Genomic DNA, 17,957 nt, shown 5'->3' on the forward strand with positions numbered 1-17,957 from the left:
GTCACACTTTGATTATGCAAAACAAACGTCTTAAACCAAAAGAGGACCCCATCTAAGTATCCGCAATATGAAAAAAACGGGAATCTTTCTACAACCCAAACAACTCCCGCATCTTCTGCCCCGGACTTTCCGCCCGCATAAACGCTTCGCCGACCAGGAAGGTGTAGATGCCGTTATCCAGCATCAACTGTACGTCTTCATGGGTATGAATGCCGCTTTCGGTGATGATCAATCGATCCGCCGGAACATCGGCTTTTAAATCCAGAGTGGTCTGCAACGAGGTTTCAAACGTGCGCAGATTGCGGTTGTTGATGCCGATCAGTTTGGTGTCCAGCGTTAATGCCCGTTGCAGTTCTTCCGCATTATGCACTTCCACCAATACGTCCATGCCCAGTTTGGTTGCGGTATCCGACAGCTCATGCATTTGGCCGTCTTCCAACGCGGCGGCGATCAGCAATATGCAGTCTGCACCCAAGGCGCGGGCTTCATAGATTTGATAGGGGTCGATCATGAAGTCTTTTCTTAATACCGGCAGCGGGCAGCGTTCCCTGACCATTTGCAGGTAGACTTCCGAGCCTTGGAAAAACTCCTTATCGGTTAATACCGACAGACAGGCCGCGCCGTTCATCGCGTAATCCTGGCCGATCGCGATCGGGTTAAAATCTTCCCTGATTACGCCTTTGCTGGGCGAGGCTTTTTTGATTTCCGCGATAATCGCCGGTTTTTTGGCCAAGACCTTGCTTTGCAGCGCGTTGTAAAATCCGCGCGGGCCTTCAACCCCACCGGCAATTTCTTCCAGATTGGCGATGGTCATGCCTGTTCTGCGTCGGGCTATCTCTTCGGCTTTTTTATCGAGAATTTTCTTTAAAATGTCTGGCGTATCGGTCATGGCTTTTAGTTTTTATAAGGTTTTTGAATAAGCGATCAACGCGTCGAATTTGGCTTTTGCCGCGCCGCCGGCGATAAGCTGTCCAGCTTTTTCTATGCCTGCGCTTAAGGAATCGGTGATATTGGCCGCGTAAATCGCCGCCCCGGAATTGAGCGCCACGATGTCCCTGGCCGCTCCGGCTTTATTGTCCAGCACCGATTTTACCATCACCAGGCTGGAGGCTGCACCATCAATGGCCAATTCGGCCAGACTGGCTCGCTTAAAACCGAATTGTTCCGGCGTAATCGTATAGGTTGTGACGTTACCGTCTTTCAGTTCGGCAATGGTTGACGGCGCTGCAATGCTGATTTCATCGAGGCCGTCGTCGGCATTGACGACCAGCACATGCTTGCTGCCGAGTTTTTTCAGAACGTGCGCCAGCGGTTCCACCCATTCCTTGGCAAATACGCCGATCAACTGATTCGGCGCTCCGGCGGGATTGGATAACGGGCCCAACAGGTTGAACAGGGTTCTTACGCCCATTTCTTTGCGGACATTACTGGTATATTTCATTGCGCCGTGATGTTTGGGCGCAAACAAGAAACCGACGCCGATTTCATTGACGCAATGCGCGACTTGTTCGGCGCTTAAATCCAGGTTGACCCCGGCGGCTTCCAGCAGGTCGGCGCTGCCGCAACTGCTCGATATGGAACGGTTGCCGTGTTTGGCGACCTGTCCGCCCGCTGCGGCCACGACAAAGGCGCAGGTGGTGGAGATGTTGAAGGTGTTCGCGCCGTCGCCGCCGGTGCCGCAAGTGTCTATGACATGGTCGCCTGTTACGGCTACTTTGCTTGCCAGTTCGCGCAATACTTCGGCGGCGGCGGCGATTTCGTCGATGGTTTCGCCTTTGCAGCGCAGGGCGATCAGGAAGCCGCCGATTTGCGCGTCGGTGGCTTTGCCGCTCATGATCTGATGCATCACGTCGCGCATTTGGTCGTAGCTAAGGTTTTGTTTGTTCAGCAGGGCTTGCAGGGCTTGTTGTATTTGCATTCGGATTTATATTAAACGTTAGGGACGGGGGAAATACCCCGTCCCGGCTTGGAGAAATATCATTGATTTTTTACCGTGAAGAGCATGAAGGAAATGAAGATAGCAGTATTGACTTCATGTGTATCCCTTCATTATCTTCATGCTCTTCATGGTAATAAAAACAAGTTATGAACAATCTGTAATCCATTATTAGAGTCAGCTTTTCAAAGCATCCTGCAAGCGCTGATAAATGCCGCCGAAGCCGCCGTTGCTCATCAACACGAAATGCCCGCCGTAACGCGCTTCGAATTTCAGCTTGGCGATGATGTCATCCAGCGATGAGCAGATTTCGATATTACCGGCGTACTTTTTCAGTTCGCCCAAGTCCCAGCCCATGCCTTCCGGCTGGTAGATGATCGCCAGATCGGCGTTGCCCAGCGATTCGGCCAGCGTTTTGGTATGCACACCCAGACGCATGGTGTTCGAGCGCGGCTCGACTATCGCGATGATACGATCCTGACCCACTTGTTTGCGCAGGCCGTCCAACGTCGTTTGTATCGCGGTCGGATGGTGGGCGAAGTCGTCGTAGAGTGTCACTCCCTTAATATTTGCTATCACTTCCATCCGGCGCTTGACGTTTTTAAATTGTCCCAGCGCAGCTATCGCATCCTTGGGCAGGATGCCGACATGCTTTGCGGCGGCTATCGCAGACAGCGCATTGTAGACATTATGCTCGCCGGTCAGCGGCCACTCGACGCAGCCTTGCGCTTGGTTATCCATCAGTACGTTGAATTGGCTGCCGTCGCTGTTGATCAGCTGTGCGTTCCACTGTGCATCGGCGTTAATCGAAGTCTTCGCAACCGGCGTCCAGCAGCCCATCGTCAAAACATCATTGATATTGGCGTCGCATTCGGGGCTGATGATCAGGCCTTCGCCGGGTACTGTCCTGACCAGATGATGGAATTGTTTTTTGATCGCATCCAGGTCGGGGAAAATATCGGCATGGTCGTATTCAAGGTTATTAAGAATCGCGGTGCGGGGCCGGTAATGGACAAACTTTGAGCGCTTGTCGAAAAACGCCGAATCGTATTCGTCGGCCTCGATCACAAAAAAATCGGACTCGCCGAGCCGCGCCGAAATGCCGAAATTCAGCGGGATGCCGCCGATCAAAAAGCCCGGCTTAAATCCCTGATGTTCCAGTATCCAGCTCAACATGCCGGTCGTGGTGGTTTTGCCGTGGGTTCCGGCGACGCCCAGCACCCATTTGTCCTGTAACACATGCTCCGCCAGCCATTGCGGGCCGGATACATATCTCAGTCCCCGGTTAAGCACCGCCTCGACTTCGGGATTGCCGCGCGACAAGGCATTGCCGATAATCACCAGATCGGGTTTGCTGTCCAGGTTCTCGGCCCGATAGCCTTCCATCAACGTTATGCCTTGCTGCTCCAGCTGTGTGCTCATCGGCGGATAAACATTCTGGTCGGAACCGCTGACCTGATGCCCCAACTGCCGCGCAATGACGGCAAGCCCGCCCATAAATGTCCCGCAAATACCTAAGATGTGAATATGCAATGTTTTATCCTTACCGGTTTGTAACTATTTCTTAGCCGGCGGTTTTCCGCCTGCGCCGTCTTTGCCTGTCGCCCCTTCTGGCACATCCTCCTCCTCTTTCGCCCCGGCTTTTTCCAGAATTTTAATGATTTTTTCATGGGCGGTTTTCTTGGCCCTGGTCAAGACCGTCACATTTTGTTTATCCACCGCATTGACATCGGCCCCGGCCGCAATCAGTAAATTAACGATGTCTTCATTGCCGAAAACCGATGCATCCATTAACGCTGTCGTTCCCAAATTATCGGCAATACTGACATCGGCCCCATACGCCAACAGGGTTTTAACAATCTTTACATTGCCGTTAAAACTTGCGGCCATCAGCGCAGTGCGGCCGCCCGCAGTTTTGCTGTTAACGTCTATCCCTTGCGCCAGCAAAGCCTCGGTTCTTTCAATCTTGCCCATCATCGCCGCCGCAAATAAATCTTGGCCGCCTTCCGCAAGGGTCGCTTGAGATACAGCCAATAACAGGATTAAAAAGCAGTCTTTGTATTTCATACCGAATAGTTGCTTGCGTTTAATGAAAAGTTACGATGAAATAATCAACATATAACCTATATGATCCAATAATGAACGAAAAAAACAAAATATTAGTTGAAGCCACACCTCATTTCATAGAAGCGCAATCTTCTCCCGATGAGGATCGCTATGTCTTCGCCTACACCATCACCATCACCAACGTCGGCGAAGTGCCGGCAAAGCTGCTCCAGCGCCATTGGCTGATTACCGATTCCAACGGCAAGGTCCAGGAAGTCAGGGGCGATGGCGTCATTGGCGAGCATCCTTATCTTAAGCCCGGAGAGTCTTTTCGTTACACCAGCGGCGCAATGATAGCGACCCCGGTCGGTACGATGCAGGGCGACTATACGATGCATTCCGACGACGGCGACCATTTCCGCGCAGATGTTCCCAGATTTACCCTGTCAATCCCAAGAACCCTGCACTAGATGTCTATTTATGCTATCGGCGATATTCAAGGCTGTTTTGACGAATTATTAAGACTCCTCGATGCCATCTCTTTCAATGAACAGTCCGATCAACTGTGGTTTGCCGGCGATCTGGTCAACCGCGGCCCCAAATCCTTAGAAACCCTGCGTTTTGTCAAATCGCTCGGCGATGCCGCGATCACCGTGCTGGGCAACCACGACCTGCATTTATTAGCCGCATCCTGCGCCCCCAAAATAGCCAATAAAAAAGACTCGCTGCTGCCAATACTTGAGGCGCCGGACAGGGATGAATTAATCGACTGGCTGAGGCATCGGCCGCTGTTTCATTTTAACGATGATTTCTGTATGGTTCACGCCGGTCTTCCGCCGCAATGGGACTTTAAAAAGACCCAAAAAATGGCCTCGTTGGTTGAACAGGTCTTGCAAGGTCCCGATTATCAGGCGTTCTTAAAGCAAATGTACGGCAACAAGCCCAACCTCTGGTCATCCAGCCTGAAAGGCGTCGCGAGGTTACGCTTCATCGTCAACTGCTTTACCCGAATGCGTTATTGCGATGTTAACGGCCGGCTGGATTTTATTCACAGCGGGCCTGTAGGCTCCCAACCCAAGGGCCTTGTTCCGTGGTTTGAAGCACCCAAGCGTAAAAATACCGACATGCGCATTATCTTCGGCCACTGGTCCTCTTTGGGCTATTACGAAGGATCGAACTGTTATGCAATCGATACCGGCTGTCTTTGGGGCGGCCAGCTGACCGCATTAAAATTGGGAGAACAGGTACAGCGTTTCAGTATTGATTGCCCTGAGGCTAAAAAACCCCGCAAAAATAATCTGGCGGCGGCGGGTTAAAGCTAAATCTTTTTTCACCACGAAGACACGAAGGGCACGAAGAAATAAAACTTCGTACCCTTCGTGTCTCGGCAACTGCTCCTGCGTAGCCTAAAGCGCCTACTTTTGGTGCTCTACCTCCTGCATAATCCACAGGGATGTGGTGAATGCAGATATTGCAGGAGCAAATATCTGTCCGTGCAGCCGTTCGTGGTGGTCTTTTACATGATTTTTAATCAAAGTTTTCGTTTTTCCAGCTTCAAAAAACTGTAGCTGAACGCCACGTCGGGATCATCCTGAATATCTTCCCGCTCCACCTCGATCCACTGATCCGCATCGATCTCGGGAAAAAAAGTATCGCCGGGAAACTCCCGGTGTATTTGCGTCAGGTACAGCGTATCGGCAACCGGCAGCATCGACTTGTAAAAATCCGAGCCGCCGATAACAAAAACTTCTTCCGCATCGCCGCAACTTTCCAGCGCCTTGTCAATATCGTTAAAAACCAGGCAGCCCGGTTGGCTGTGCGACGGATTCCTGCTAATGATGATATTGGTGCGCCCCGGCAACGGCCTGCCTATCGACTCGTAAGTTTTTCTGCCCATCAAAATGGGCGCGCCCATGGTTATTTTTTTGAATTTTTTAAGGTCAGCGGATAAATGCCAAGGCATCTGGTTATTGAGGCCGATGGCCCGATTACTCGCCATCGCGACGATAAGTGATATTTTCATTTTAATGCAGTATTCTTTTAGTCATTAATTTCTACCCCAGCATCATACTATGAAAAATATACTGGTTGTATTTACCGGCGGCACTATCGGCTCTGTTGCAACCGGCGGCACTATCAATACTTCCGATACCACATCGTTCAAACTGATACGGCTGTTTAAACAGCATTACGAAAACCACCGGCAAATCCGTTTCGACACCATCCAGCCTATACAAATTTTAAGCGAGAACCTTGCGCCCCGCGCCTGGAAAACCATCATCGAAGCGATAGAAGCCGCCCGGCCCGAGCAATACGACGGCGTCATCATTACTCACGGTACCGATACCCTGGCGTATACCGCTTGCGCATTGAGCTTTTATTTTAATGCGATCAAGATTCCGATGCTGCTGGTTTCCAGCGATTATCCGCTGGATCATCCTAAAGCCAACGGGCTGGAAAATTTCATCTGCGCGGTCGAATTTATCCTGCAAAAAATCGGCACCGGAGTTTTTGTACCTTATCGAAACCAGCAGCAAACCACCCACCTGCATCGAGGCGCACATCTGGCCTGTTCCTTACAATTGGGCGGCGATTTTTTTAGTGTTCAGGGCAAGAGTTACATGCAATTTGAAAACCGCCGGTTTTCACTATTGAACCCGCCTACACAACAATCTACAGCCAAAAATATCCCGGTAAAGGCTGATTTTTCCGAACGCATCCTAATGATAAAACCCTATCCAGGGCTCGATTACGACCGCTTCAACCTGGACCATGTCGATGCGGTTTTGCATGACCTGTATCACTCCGGCACCGCATGCGCCTCGCTGCAATGGGGCGAAAACCATTCATTAGTCGAATTCATCAAACGTTGCGAAAAACAAGGCGTCGCCGTTTACTTGGCTCCGGCGATTAAATCGCCCGACGCCTATCAAAGCACCCAAACCTTAATCGAACAAGGCGCTGAAATAATCTGGAATATGTCGGTCGAAGCCGCTTATGTCAAACTGTTGCTGGCTTACGGCAATTTTGACGATAAGCGGAAAATAATGGATTTTATCAGCGAGGACATTACCGGTGAACACCTCTAGCCGCTGCCGGCAATGCATAGCAGGGAGCAACGATTGCTTCTGCTTTGAGCCTTATTCAGCAATAAAACGGCTTTGATAATCGTCCATGGCTCGCCTGATCACTTCATGCGCTTCATCCCGCCCGTAAACATTGGTTATTTCGCAGGAGCTTTTTTCGCTCGGCAGCTGTTTATAGGTCAGAAAGTAATGTTTCAAACGGTTGATATAAGATTCCGGGCAGTCCGATACGTCATTCCATTGCCGGTAAAACTCGTCGCCCCTCATGACGGCAATAATCTTGTCGTCGGCCTCTCCTCCATCCAGCAAGCGGAAACCGCCGATAGGTATCGCCTGCAACAGAATATCGCCATGCGTCACGCTACGTTCGCTCAAAACGCAAATATCCAGCGGATCGCCGTCGCCCTTGGCAACCTCTTGACCGGACTTTAATTCGGCAAACTCGGCAACCCTTTCTCCGCAATAAGTTTGCGGGATAAAACCGTAAAGCGTAGGAATCGTGTTGGAATACTTTTGCGGCCGGTCGATTTTAAGATAGCCGGTTTCTTTGTCGATTTCGTATTTAACGGTATCCGACGGGACAATTTCAATAAAGGCCGTGACGACAGTCGGCGTATTGTCGCCCGGACTGATGCCGTGCCAAGGGTGCGCTTTGTATTGTATATTCATGTGTGGTGGATAGTTTGCTTAAAAAGTAATCATTCGGAAATTACAAAAATAGAACACGGATTAACAAGTTCAAAAAATAAAATCCGTTTAAATCCGTCTAATCCGCGTCATCCGTGTTCCATTAGAAAAACGGCTAAACCGAAATCGGCGCCTTGATATGCTCATGCGCCTGGTAATCGATGACTTCAAAATCCTCATATTGATAATCGAATATCGATTCCGGCCTGCGCTTTATTTTTAATGTCGGCAACGGATAGGGCTTGCGGCTTAGCTGCAAATTAGCCTGCTGCCGGTGATTCAGGTACAGATGTACGTCGCCGCCGGTCCAGATAAAATCGCCGACTACCAAATCGCACTGCTGGGCGATCATATGCGTCAATAAGGCGTAACTGGCAATATTGAACGGCAAACCTAAAAACGTGTCGCAGCTGCGCTGATAGAGCTGGCAAGACAGCTTGCCGTCGGCCACATAGAACTGGAAAAACGCATGGCAGGGCGCCAAAGCCATTTTACCCTGCGCGACATTCTGCTGCGGGCTGATGCTTTCATCCGGCAAATCCGCGACATTCCAGGCGGAGACGATAATCCGGCGACTGTTGGGCGTTGTCTTGAGCTGATCGATGACTTGCTGAATCTGGTCGATATGCCGACCGTCGGGCGTCGGCCATGAGCGCCATTGATGGCCGTACACGGGGCCGAGATCGCCGTTTTGATCCGCCCATTCGTTCCAGATATTGACGTTGCGCTGATGCAGAAAGCCCAAGTTAGTGTCGCCTTTTAAAAACCAAAGCAACTCATAGATGATTGATTTTAGATGTATTTTTTTGGTGGTAACCAGCGGAAAGCCTTCCGCCAGCGGAAACCGCATCTGATGGCCGAAAATGGACAGCGTGCCGCTACCGGTTCTGTCGCCTTTCTGGCTGCCTTCGGTGTTGATTTTATCGAGTAATTCTAAATATTGCTTCATGCGGTTTTTTTCATAACTATTGGCTTTTTAGATAGGATTCTAAAATTTGACGAGGCGTTTATAGGGGCGAAACTCCCCCTATAAAACTAGCGACCACCCACTCCATCCAGAAGTTTGATGAAATTCCGCTTAGGTTTGAAGCGGACGCGCAACTCGACCAAATAATCACCAAACTCACGATTCCGGTTCTGGGCAATCATTATCCCACCAATCTTGCGGATGAGCTTAACGGCATCGGCATAAGCTGTATTGTTGGTTTGATTAACGATGTCTGGAATCACTTGCTTATAAAGTGCCAGCGCATCGTCCGCGCGCGTCGGTTCCAATTTATCGGCCAACGCTATCAGCAAGCCCTGATGGCAGATGCCTGCATGTGCCGCCGCCCAGGCGGCATCAAGGTCATCCTCCCATAAAGCGATTTCAACCCGCAATGAATAGTTGGGTATTGAAGGTTTCGGCCTCCAGCGGTTTGTAACCGCAGCTTCAGCGGCAATGACTTCGGCAACCCATGCCAAGGCGCGCTCGCGCTGTTCGGGCCAAACGCCAAGTTGCTTGGCAACAGCAGACAGTTTTTTGTATTGCTCCAGAGATGCCCGTTCCTCGAACTGCACCCAAGTCAATTGCAAGGCTTCATCGTTGCGCTTGCGTTGCAGATAGACCGCCACCAAAAAATCCCGCAACCGGTTGTCGGTCGCTTTGGGAAAAGCTTGCAGACCGCGTTCCGCCCAGTCCAGCGCCTTATCGTCCTGCCCTGCCTTGACCCATATTTCGGCAATTGTCAGATAGTGGTAAGACATCGATAGATCGCGCGACTTGATCGCCACCAGCTCCTCCACATCGCCGCTCGCCTTGGCCAGCGATTCCATGATACTGGTGATATGGAAACGATGAGAATCGTAAACGTAAGCGTCACCGCTTTGCCGTGGCTTAATCTTGGCCCACTCGACTTCAGCCAATTCCCGATAACGCCGCAGCCCTTCCTCACCGAGCGCATCAAGGTAAGTGACTGCGCTAAAACTGCAAATCCCGAATGGCGATGTCGTCTCTAAACGGAACAAGCGTTCCGCCAGCGCTTGCGGATCGGGTTTCGCCAACTCGCAGGCGCTAAGATGCAAATCGCCAAGTGCTTGTACGATGCTGCCGACCTCGCCATTCGAATCGTCAATCTGTTCCAGAGCGCTTTCCACTCGCTCAATGCCGTATTCGGCCAATCCGATCAACATCCCAGCGCTATCGGGTGTAAGCAGTTCCGCCAGCGATTCCACGACCTGGTCGAGATTAGCCGCAAAGTTGCGGGACTGCCGCCAGTCAATAAAACCCTTGATGCGCGTCGCTTGGTCTATCGCCCTGCGAAAGGCTTTGACGACATCGGTTCCGCCTGCAACACGCTGGGCCTTGAGCAATAAAGACTGATGCAATCGCTCATCGCGCTTGGCGGTATCCAGCAACAGCTCGATCAATACCTCCGGCGTTTGTGTGTTCAAATAATCCCGGATATCGCTCCACTGATCGCGGCGTTTCTTTTTTCCGGCTACTGCGCCGCCTGATTCTTTCTGCATCGGTTTACTTATTTGGAATAGTTTTTTTATGCGCAAAATAAAATAACGCCGCGCCAATCAAAATCATCGGCGTCGACAGTATCTGCCCCATGGTCACCCAGTCCAAAGCCAAATAGCCTAACTGCACATCCGGCATCCTGAAAAACTCGACAAAAAACCTGAAGCAGCCGTAAAAAAATAACGCCAATCCGGTAGTCGCCATAACCGGCCTCGGTTTGCTGGAATACACCCAGAGGATAGCAAACAACACGACACCCTCTAAAAAGGCCTCGTACAATTGCGAAGGATGGCGGGCTAACGGGCCGCCGTTTGGAAAAACCATCGCCCAAGGCACATCGGTGGGCCTGCCCCATAACTCCGAATTGATAAAATTGCCGATACGCCCCGCGCCCAAACCGATAGGCGCCAGCGGCGCGATAATATCGGTCAATTGCAGCATGCTGCATTGCTGCTTTTTGGCGAACAGCCACATCGCGATAAACACGCCCAACATGCCGCCATGAAAGGACATGCCGCCCTGCCAGATTTTAATCAGCACCAGCGGATTCTCCAGGAAACCGGCAAAATTATAAAACAGGATATAGCCGATCCTTCCGCCCAGGATGACGCCGAACGCGCCGTAGGTCACCAAATCTTCTATGGCTTCCGGTTTGATCGGCGACCAGGGCTGCTCTGCGCGTTTTTGCCCTATAAACCATACAGCGGCAAAACCGATCAGGTACATCAGGCCGTACCAGTGAATCTTTACCGGGCCTAAACTTAATGCGATGGGGTCGATTTGTGGGAAAGTCAGCATAATTGTTGGATGGGTTTATTGAAAGAGTGGTTGCTTTATATTCATCGCACATTATTGTCGATACCTTCACTCCCCTCTCCTGCTGGAGAGGGTTAGGGTGAGGAGATTTAATAACCGACAATGATGTGCGAACACTATATTTGTCGTAATTGTATCTTTAGCCGCATCTACCAGCCTAATAAGATTTACCGCTCAAGCAAATGCCGACCGGTTCGCTGGCTCTAACTTGACCTGCATAGCTGCCCATCCTGTCCTGCTAATGGAACAGTGTTTTAATGTCGCGGGAGCTGTGCAGAACCCTGACAATGTCGGCGCCATCTTTAAGCGGAAGATAAAAAATCAGATAACTGCCGACCGGAAAACTCCGCAAATCTTGGGCCAGTTCATCGCGGCTTTCCCCTAAGCCCGGGAATTCAGCAATCAGGAGGCATTTTTCTTGGATGGAATCCATAAACTTATCGGCGTTATTGGGGCTGTCCTGTGCGATATGCCACCAAATCTCATCAAGATCGGTTTCGGCCTGGGGCTTTTTTAACAAACGCGGCATTATTTTGTGTTTTCTTTGTCCACAAGCCGTTCACGCCCGCGTTTTTTGATGCTTTCCATGTCCAGTGGGGTCGATTCGCCGCTGTCCATCCCAAGCCTGATCTCTTTTTTCAGTTCCTCAAGGCGCAGGCCGCGAACCTGATCACGTTCCTCCATGAGGCGCAAGGCATCACGGATGACCTCGCTTGCCGAATGGTAAAGGCCACTGTCCAGCTTGTTTTTGACCAGCTCTTCAAAATGAGGGGTAAGGGAAATGTTCATGGGTTTTGCTCCGCCGCTAAAATAACAACAAATAACAATTTATGTTATTTTTAACGGGAAGTCCACAATAAAGACCAAGCCTGTGTAGTGTCGCTTTCTCAATACGCTAGGCTATTGCACTGTATGGATCGCGGCTTATATTCCAACCCAAGGGCTTGAGGCGGTCGCGTATTTCTTCATCGAGCTTAACGCCTATAATGACAGACATGGATTCATCTCCAATGGTTGCTACTGTCGCAACCATCATAATTTGCGAAAGACTGAGTCCCTGAGTTGACGGTGAAACCCTTTGAGTCATAAAGCTTACAATCAGACAATTTATATCTGGATTGATTGGACTCATGTCGGTAATTTCTGTTTCCTTTTTTGAAGAATTTCATCAATTAACTCTGAACTATATTTAGTTCGCATTCTGTTCAAGAATAATGGTTCTATGTCTTTTGCAAAACCTAAAAGACCTTGAAGGTTATATATCTCGGTCTCAGATAGCAGACGAAGAGAGCACTTGTGGATTAATGTGCTGATTTCCCTTTTTCGATCTCTTCCCAGAGAGATATTTCCGTCATTATTAATAATTAATCCAGTAATTCTCCTTTGGTGCTTCCTTGATAAATGTGTTGTTTTCTTAGCATTGAATTCTAACCGAGGGTATTCAAGCTTCTGGACAATTTCCCTAATCGCTGGTTCTATTTTGCTGGAGATTCCTTTCGTATTTGTCGAAAATGTAAGGTCATCAGCATATCTGGTGTAAGTAATACAATGCTTTAAACACCAAGCAGAAACTTCGCGATCAAATTCAAACATGATCGTATTAGATAGTACTGGAGAACTTGGAGCACCAATACTGAGACACAATCCATCCCCTACTTTATGTTTTATACAAGCAATCCTAGCAATATCTTTAATATCTTCAGTACAAAAACTTCCTTCTAAATGCTTTGAAATGTGCATTACAAGGTCATCGGCTCTTATTGATGTGAAGAAATTTTCGAAATCAAATTTGGTTATATAACTATTGTTTTGGTGTGCAGTAGCATTCTTTTTGATGCTTGATCCTTCTTTATAGGCCATCGAGCATTCATGTATTGGCAGCTTTTGGAATATATTTTTTATCAACCAATGTTGAATAAACTTTGTTTCTTTTGCTGGTTGCGCAATGACGCGTACACCACCACTTCTTTTTGGAATGCTATAAACTTTATAAGTATAAGGGGCACGCTTAATTAATCGATTAAGCTGGCTTTCGCTTATTCCTAGAGATTCCTGTAATCTCTTCCTAAGACTACCGTTCATTTTTCCTTAGCCCTCGTTCTGCTTGAGTAATTGCTCTAATCCTATTTCTGTGTTTTTTCGAGTCCTTGTTATAGTACTCAACACACTCCATTTGAATCCTAAGGGCGTCTGGGTGCTCTTCACTTTTGAGAGATAATCGAAGCCTGTGATACGGTTCCTGACTACGCATATAAAAGGTTGGATCACCGTATGTTTCTTTTTTGATCAGATTAAATTCTTCTAGAAGAAACAGCTTTCGTCTCAGCTCAGATTTATTGATTACCACCCCAATTAAAGTTAAATACTCTAAAATTTCACTTTCCTTTAAGGCGCTAAATAACTTGATGATTTCGCATATTAAAACAATGATATGTGTAGGTTGAAAGCTCTTAAATACATGGGTCTTATTTAGCTTTCCTAACTCCTCTTTTATATCTGAAATTATGTCATCAATAATCTCAGCCGTGATATTTACAGGAGATTTAATATCCCAGGGGTAACTCTTGACGCTAGATTGATGTTTTTCGGCAATGAATCTAAGTATGCCGAGGTTGATAAAGGAAGGATCGTCTCTAAAGTCGCTTGACCTTATTGCGATTATCTTTTCACTTAGGTCGGGGAGCTGGGAAAACGCCCCTAGCTCTACTAATGAACCAGAACTTTCCAAAATAATAACAACAAGTGAGCAAATGCTCGCAAGATCAGCTTCAAAATCCATTAGATTCTTAAAGATACCATCAGATTGCCATGATTTTATCTCTTCAGGTCTAAATATCTCATATGCTGTGTTAGACCGACTGATCGCATCTCTCAACGATGCCAAAGGTAGATCGGGATCATCAGGATGATTTTTTATGTTAACTGGGCCTCCGCACAAAAGTACTATAGGAGTATCAGAAAGCTCCACTCTACTTTTAGCGAAGTCAACGTTGGATAGCAGTATAGGCCTAGGGTCTTGAAAGTCTTCCTGCATAGAAAAAATGATCTTTACCTAGAGTCAACCGCAGATAAAAGCTGCGGCCTGGAGAGAGTATGCGAACGGAAGGCCGCAGATTTTATCTGCGGAATAAATCCAAGCAATTAAATAGAGTCTGGCTAATCGCCCGACTAAGCTTTAAAGTCATTAAACTTTTTATAAGCTTTATTCACGTAAAGAGCGTTTAAATTATGACTTGCACCAACTTAATGTGTCAAGGCGTGTTTTGGGGGCTTCAATGTTCATTTTTAGGAAATCTCTAGGGCAATAAAGGCCGATACTTGCCTGTCATTTTTCATCAAACATAACGTTTTTTAGACAGGTTAAGAAAACCAAATGCTATTGCGTGGTGTCGCGAATAACGCTTTACAAATATGCAGTGGTTCTTCACAAGCACGACATTTACTTTACTATCAATCAGCCTCAGCCAAAATTGATCGAATTGTTTCTATCGTCACAAACAAAGTCATCGGCTGCAAAAGCGATTCCACGAAACCGCGTGAAAGGTAGAACTGCTTGGCTTGGTCGGAAAGCGCATGAACCAATAGGGCAAACACTCCGGCATCACCGGCGACGTTGACTGCCCGTAGCATCGCATCGCGCAGCAGTGCCTGCCCGATTCCCTGATTGTGGTAGCGCTTATCGACGGCGAGTCGGCCCAGCAGCAGGACCGGCAACGGGTTGGGCATGTTGCGCCGCATCGTCTTGGGTGCGCCCTCGTGGCTGATCGCTCCGGCCGACAGGCTGTAGTAAGCAATAGCATCAGCACCGGCACACAACACGAAGCAACGGGAAGGGCCGGGGGCATGATTCTTAAACACGCGTTTTTTGAGCCATTCGTTCAGGGATGGTTCGCCGCTATCAAAACCAGCCAACTCATGATTAACCGTGATCGGCGCGGGCGGTGTTAAATCAAGCGCGCTCATTTCTCCCAAGGCGCTTTGGTCTTGAGCAACCGGCGTAACTTGTCAGTCGGCGGCAATGGCTGATCGAGCAGTGCCTGAAATTTAGCAAAAGTGCCTTCATCGACGGTGAAGAATGCTTGGCCGAGCAGCACGTCTTCCGCTTCGCGGCAGGCGGCTTCAAGCATAAAATCTGAGTGGCTGCGGCCCAGGCGACTTGCGGCTTGGTCGATAAGATCGCGTTGCCTGGCCTTAGCGCGGATGTTGATGGAAACGGAAGCCGCTTCTTTGCTTTGTGCATTTGGCATGGCTGTACTCCTTTGTATGTAGCCTGAGCATATTTATTGTATAGAAGGTTACAACACAGGCAGCCCTATTTCCCACGCCCCGCTCTCATCGTTGTGAACAAGTGGGTGCCTCGAAAAACCTGTTCCGTTCATGCTTCGACAAGCTCAGCACGAACGGAACAGGTTGATTGTCCTAGAGCCGTTCGCATTGAGCTTGTCGAAATGCGAGATTTTTTGAGGCTCCCAAGTATTTCAAAGCACATCAAGCTATACTGCCTGACGACCTTCGGGTTAATGCAAATCCATTCCGGCCAGATTTGTGCCGGAATGACGGTGTAGCGCATTACTGTTTTTAAATAATATGTGTCTAACTTAACTGGTAAAATTGACCTGATTAGCAAGCTATTTCAGCTAATTCCAAAACCGTCGTTCCGGCAGGGATTGCCGGAACCCAGATACCATGGATGGCATGGCTGAATCACATCCCTGTGTTCTGGATACCGGCAATCCCTGCCGGTATGACGACTTAGGATATGGTCAGTAATAACTTCCCGATATTGAACGGATGAAATTTTTCCGTTCGCCCTGAGCTTGTCGAAGGGTGGGCGGAAAAATTTCGTCCCGCCGCGTCAAGCCAATCATGCTTCGACAAGGCCTTTAGTCCTGAGCGTAGCCGAAGGGTCAGCACGAACGGCTTGACGAGCGAAAATAGTAATTTCGGGAAGTTATTTTTAACCAAATCCTTAGTTGAAGCATTTTTGCTAATCAGGTAGTTTTTTGGAGCCAAAACCATGTCAGATAATTATCGCACTCGCCAAACACTTTCTCGACTCTGCGCTCTGCTGCTCTATTTCATCGGATTCTCATGTTATTCCTCTTCACTAACATTCGTTGACAATGGCCATATCGTCAAAACGATGGAGACCGATGAACTGGTTCAAAGCAGTGGAACAAAGACGTTAACCGCAAACAACCCGACCGATTCGAGAATCAAATCTTATCAAGGCGTTTCTTTAATTCTCCTGTTGGACGCCGTTTTCAATTCAGATTGGAAAGACCGCGACGCGATTAAATTTACAGCATCGGACGGATACCAGCCTATCATCCCCATTAGCGTCATCCTCAAGCACAACGGGATCATCGCCATAGGAGAAAACGGTCAACACGGGTTTTCGCAGCTGCTTAGAAACAATCGGGAGACCGTCGATCCGGGGCCATTTTTTTTGGTGTGGGAAAATATCCAAGACATCGCCGCCAAAAATGAACCTTGGCTCAGTTGGCCGTGGCAATTAACGACCATCGAATTAACCTCATTCGAGCGGGAATACCCGCAATCAACGCCGCCCGCCGTCAGCCAAGAATCTGTTAAAAAGGGTTTTTTGGCATTTCGGCAACATTGCATAAAATGCCATGCCATTAATGGTGACGGCGGCAATATCGGACCGGAACTCAATTATCCCGTCAGCGTTACCGAATACTGGCAGCCTGAATGGCTGGTCAGATTTATCGCCGATCCGCAAAGTGTGCGGGCAAACAGTAAAATGATCCCGTTTTACCGTGATGTCGGTAACCGGGAGCAACTCATCGCTGATATTGTCGAATATTTGAAAGTGATGGCAAGCAGAAAACCGTTGAGTCGTTAGAGGAGTCGATTGCCATGCCTTATTTTCTATTCAGTATTGTTTTGCTTGTTAATGGCTGCGCTCTACTAAAGCAAGGTGAAATGCCTGCCATTACCGCCGATGACAATGTCAGCCCATCGTTTGTTATTCCTAACGTTAGAGATCGGATGCTGTACCTTGCCCGGCAGGAATGGGAATTGTTCGGCCGTCCCGAAGTCAATTACGATATTGAGCCGCCTTCACTCACTTATCCAAGTGAAGCAAGCCATGGTCATGAAACTCTACCGCCTTTTTTCAGCCGAATCTTCATGTATTGGTATGCTGTGACAGATCTACCGATAATCGGGCATGAAGGGGAGATTAGGCCCTGGTCGGGCGCTTTTATTGTCTGGCTAGCTCGAAGTTCAGGGGTGCCTGAAAGCGATTTGCCTTCTACCGTTTTGCATTGGGATTATATTGAACATGTGATGTCGGCCGGTTCCGAAGACAGGTTTGTAAGCCATGACATCAGCACTTATGCCCCTAAACCCGGAGACATTATTTGTACGCCACGGGGTGAAGCTTTTATCCAGTCAATTCGCAGCTATAACGATCTAAGACGCGGGGCTTACCACTGTGATTTAGTGGTTGCACAACGGCCTGGAGAGCTTGACGTAATAGGCGGCAATGTCCTGGATGCGGTCACTTTAGCTCATATCAAACTGGACGGAGGGGGAAAGGTGCTGCCCACAAAAACCAGGCCATGGTCGTTGGCGATAGAACAGCGAAATTAAAATACGAGTATTCAAGAATGGATGCATCAACCAGGCAAACCATAAGATCAGTCTGGTTGTTAAGGTCTCATTAAATTTTAGAGTCAGTAAAACTGACGTGGTTTTTCACTCACTCTGTTCATTCGACATGTCAGTTCTCATAATTAGTCACCCCTGAAAAACCCTCTATCCAATTGAAATATTTAATTAATATCTATTTTTAAGCCCATCTTTTCGACCGGAAATGCTAAAATATGCCCCTGTTTTCCGGTCGAAAGGG

General features: G+C 48.5%; 20 protein-coding genes. 5 read left to right on the plus strand and 15 right to left on the minus strand.

Annotated features, from left to right (window positions below; all coding sequences use genetic code 11):
• Positions 1-88: 88 nt before the first annotated feature.
• The 4 genes from trpC to V3O24_RS08310 form a co-directional block, all read right to left on the minus strand.
• On the minus strand, positions 89-889 hold the full coding sequence (gene trpC / locus V3O24_RS08295) for an indole-3-glycerol phosphate synthase TrpC (protein WP_104423770.1): 801 nt from the start codon (positions 887-889) through the stop codon (positions 89-91).
• A gap of 12 nt (positions 890-901) precedes the next feature.
• The gene (trpD, locus tag V3O24_RS08300) at positions 902-1,918 is read right to left on the minus strand and encodes an anthranilate phosphoribosyltransferase (protein WP_104423771.1); all 1,017 of its coding nucleotides are present in this window, start codon (positions 1,916-1,918) and stop codon (positions 902-904) included.
• 195 nt (positions 1,919-2,113) lie between these two features.
• A complete protein-coding gene (gene mpl, locus V3O24_RS08305) occupies positions 2,114-3,469 on the minus strand; it encodes a UDP-N-acetylmuramate:L-alanyl-gamma-D-glutamyl-meso-diaminopimelate ligase (RefSeq protein ID WP_331306895.1) in 1,356 nt (451 codons plus the stop codon).
• A 24-nt stretch (positions 3,470-3,493) separates the two neighbouring features.
• The gene (locus V3O24_RS08310; RefSeq protein ID WP_104423773.1) at positions 3,494-4,003 is read right to left on the minus strand and encodes an ankyrin repeat domain-containing protein; all 510 of its coding nucleotides are present in this window, start codon (positions 4,001-4,003) and stop codon (positions 3,494-3,496) included.
• Positions 4,004-4,074: 71 nt separating this feature from the next.
• Here V3O24_RS08310 and apaG point away from each other — a divergent pair, with 71 nt between their 5' ends.
• Both apaG and V3O24_RS08320 read left to right on the plus strand, forming a co-directional pair.
• Entirely contained in the window at positions 4,075-4,452 is a 378-nt protein-coding gene (apaG, locus tag V3O24_RS08315) for a Co2+/Mg2+ efflux protein ApaG (RefSeq protein WP_104423774.1), read from the plus strand.
• Positions 4,453-5,298, plus strand: coding sequence for a symmetrical bis(5'-nucleosyl)-tetraphosphatase (locus tag V3O24_RS08320; protein ID WP_331306896.1), 846 nt, complete (start codon positions 4,453-4,455; stop codon positions 5,296-5,298).
• A gap of 215 nt (positions 5,299-5,513) precedes the next feature.
• On the opposite strand, the gene folA is transcribed toward V3O24_RS08320, so the two are convergent.
• On the minus strand, positions 5,514-6,005 hold the full coding sequence (folA, locus tag V3O24_RS08325) for a type 3 dihydrofolate reductase (protein ID WP_331306898.1): 492 nt from the start codon (positions 6,003-6,005) through the stop codon (positions 5,514-5,516).
• Between the two features lie 49 nt (positions 6,006-6,054).
• On the opposite strand from folA, the gene V3O24_RS08330 reads away from it, so the two are divergent.
• Positions 6,055-7,071 carry an asparaginase domain-containing protein gene (locus V3O24_RS08330; RefSeq protein WP_331306899.1) on the plus strand — a complete coding sequence of 339 codons (1,017 nt, stop codon included), beginning with the start codon at positions 6,055-6,057 and terminating at the stop codon, positions 7,069-7,071.
• A gap of 51 nt (positions 7,072-7,122) precedes the next feature.
• On the opposite strand, the gene V3O24_RS08335 is transcribed toward V3O24_RS08330, so the two are convergent.
• From V3O24_RS08335 to V3O24_RS08380, 10 genes are all read right to left on the minus strand, one after another.
• The gene (locus tag V3O24_RS08335; protein WP_104423778.1) at positions 7,123-7,737 is read right to left on the minus strand and encodes an inorganic pyrophosphatase; all 615 of its coding nucleotides are present in this window, start codon (positions 7,735-7,737) and stop codon (positions 7,123-7,125) included.
• 133 nt (positions 7,738-7,870) lie between these two features.
• Complete coding sequence (gene thyA, locus V3O24_RS08340; protein ID WP_331306900.1) at positions 7,871-8,704, minus strand: thymidylate synthase; 834 nt, start codon at positions 8,702-8,704, stop codon at positions 7,871-7,873.
• 86 nt (positions 8,705-8,790) lie between these two features.
• Positions 8,791-10,263, minus strand: a complete 1,473-nt coding sequence (locus V3O24_RS08345) for a DUF6880 family protein (RefSeq protein WP_331306901.1) — start codon at positions 10,261-10,263, stop codon at positions 8,791-8,793.
• 4 nt (positions 10,264-10,267) lie between these two features.
• Complete coding sequence (gene lgt, locus V3O24_RS08350) at positions 10,268-11,059, minus strand: prolipoprotein diacylglyceryl transferase (protein ID WP_331306902.1); 792 nt, start codon at positions 11,057-11,059, stop codon at positions 10,268-10,270.
• A 256-nt stretch (positions 11,060-11,315) separates the two neighbouring features.
• Positions 11,316-11,606: a type II toxin-antitoxin system RelE/ParE family toxin gene (locus V3O24_RS08355; RefSeq protein ID WP_331306903.1), complete on the minus strand. Its 291-nt coding sequence runs from the start codon at positions 11,604-11,606 to the stop codon at positions 11,316-11,318.
• Positions 11,606-11,866: a type II toxin-antitoxin system ParD family antitoxin gene (locus V3O24_RS08360; RefSeq protein WP_104423782.1), complete on the minus strand. Its 261-nt coding sequence runs from the start codon at positions 11,864-11,866 to the stop codon at positions 11,606-11,608. The genes V3O24_RS08355 and V3O24_RS08360 overlap by 1 nt, the downstream gene beginning before the upstream one ends.
• Positions 11,867-12,205: 339 nt before the next feature.
• Positions 12,206-13,159, minus strand: coding sequence for a retron St85 family RNA-directed DNA polymerase (locus V3O24_RS08365; protein WP_331306904.1), 954 nt, complete (start codon positions 13,157-13,159; stop codon positions 12,206-12,208).
• Positions 13,149-14,111: a retron St85 family effector protein gene (locus V3O24_RS08370; RefSeq protein WP_331306905.1), complete on the minus strand. Its 963-nt coding sequence runs from the start codon at positions 14,109-14,111 to the stop codon at positions 13,149-13,151. The genes V3O24_RS08365 and V3O24_RS08370 overlap by 11 nt, the downstream gene beginning before the upstream one ends.
• Positions 14,112-14,527: 416 nt before the next feature.
• On the minus strand, positions 14,528-15,040 hold the full coding sequence (locus V3O24_RS08375; protein ID WP_331306906.1) for a GNAT family N-acetyltransferase: 513 nt from the start codon (positions 15,038-15,040) through the stop codon (positions 14,528-14,530).
• Positions 15,037-15,324, minus strand: coding sequence for a DUF1778 domain-containing protein (locus V3O24_RS08380; RefSeq protein ID WP_331306907.1), 288 nt, complete (start codon positions 15,322-15,324; stop codon positions 15,037-15,039). Before V3O24_RS08380 ends, V3O24_RS08375 begins: the two co-directional genes overlap by 4 nt.
• A 770-nt stretch (positions 15,325-16,094) precedes the next feature.
• On the opposite strand from V3O24_RS08380, the gene V3O24_RS08385 reads away from it, so the two are divergent.
• On the plus strand, positions 16,095-16,946 hold the full coding sequence (locus tag V3O24_RS08385; protein WP_331306908.1) for a c-type cytochrome: 852 nt from the start codon (positions 16,095-16,097) through the stop codon (positions 16,944-16,946).
• Between the two features lie 14 nt (positions 16,947-16,960).
• Positions 16,961-17,698: a DUF2272 domain-containing protein gene (locus V3O24_RS08390; RefSeq protein ID WP_331306909.1), complete on the plus strand. Its 738-nt coding sequence runs from the start codon at positions 16,961-16,963 to the stop codon at positions 17,696-17,698.
• Positions 17,699-17,957: the final 259 nt, after the last annotated feature.

Source organism: Methylobacter sp. Wu8 (assembly GCF_036440755.1).
Lineage (GTDB): Bacteria > Pseudomonadota > Gammaproteobacteria > Methylococcales > Methylomonadaceae > Methylobacter_A > Methylobacter_A tundripaludum_A.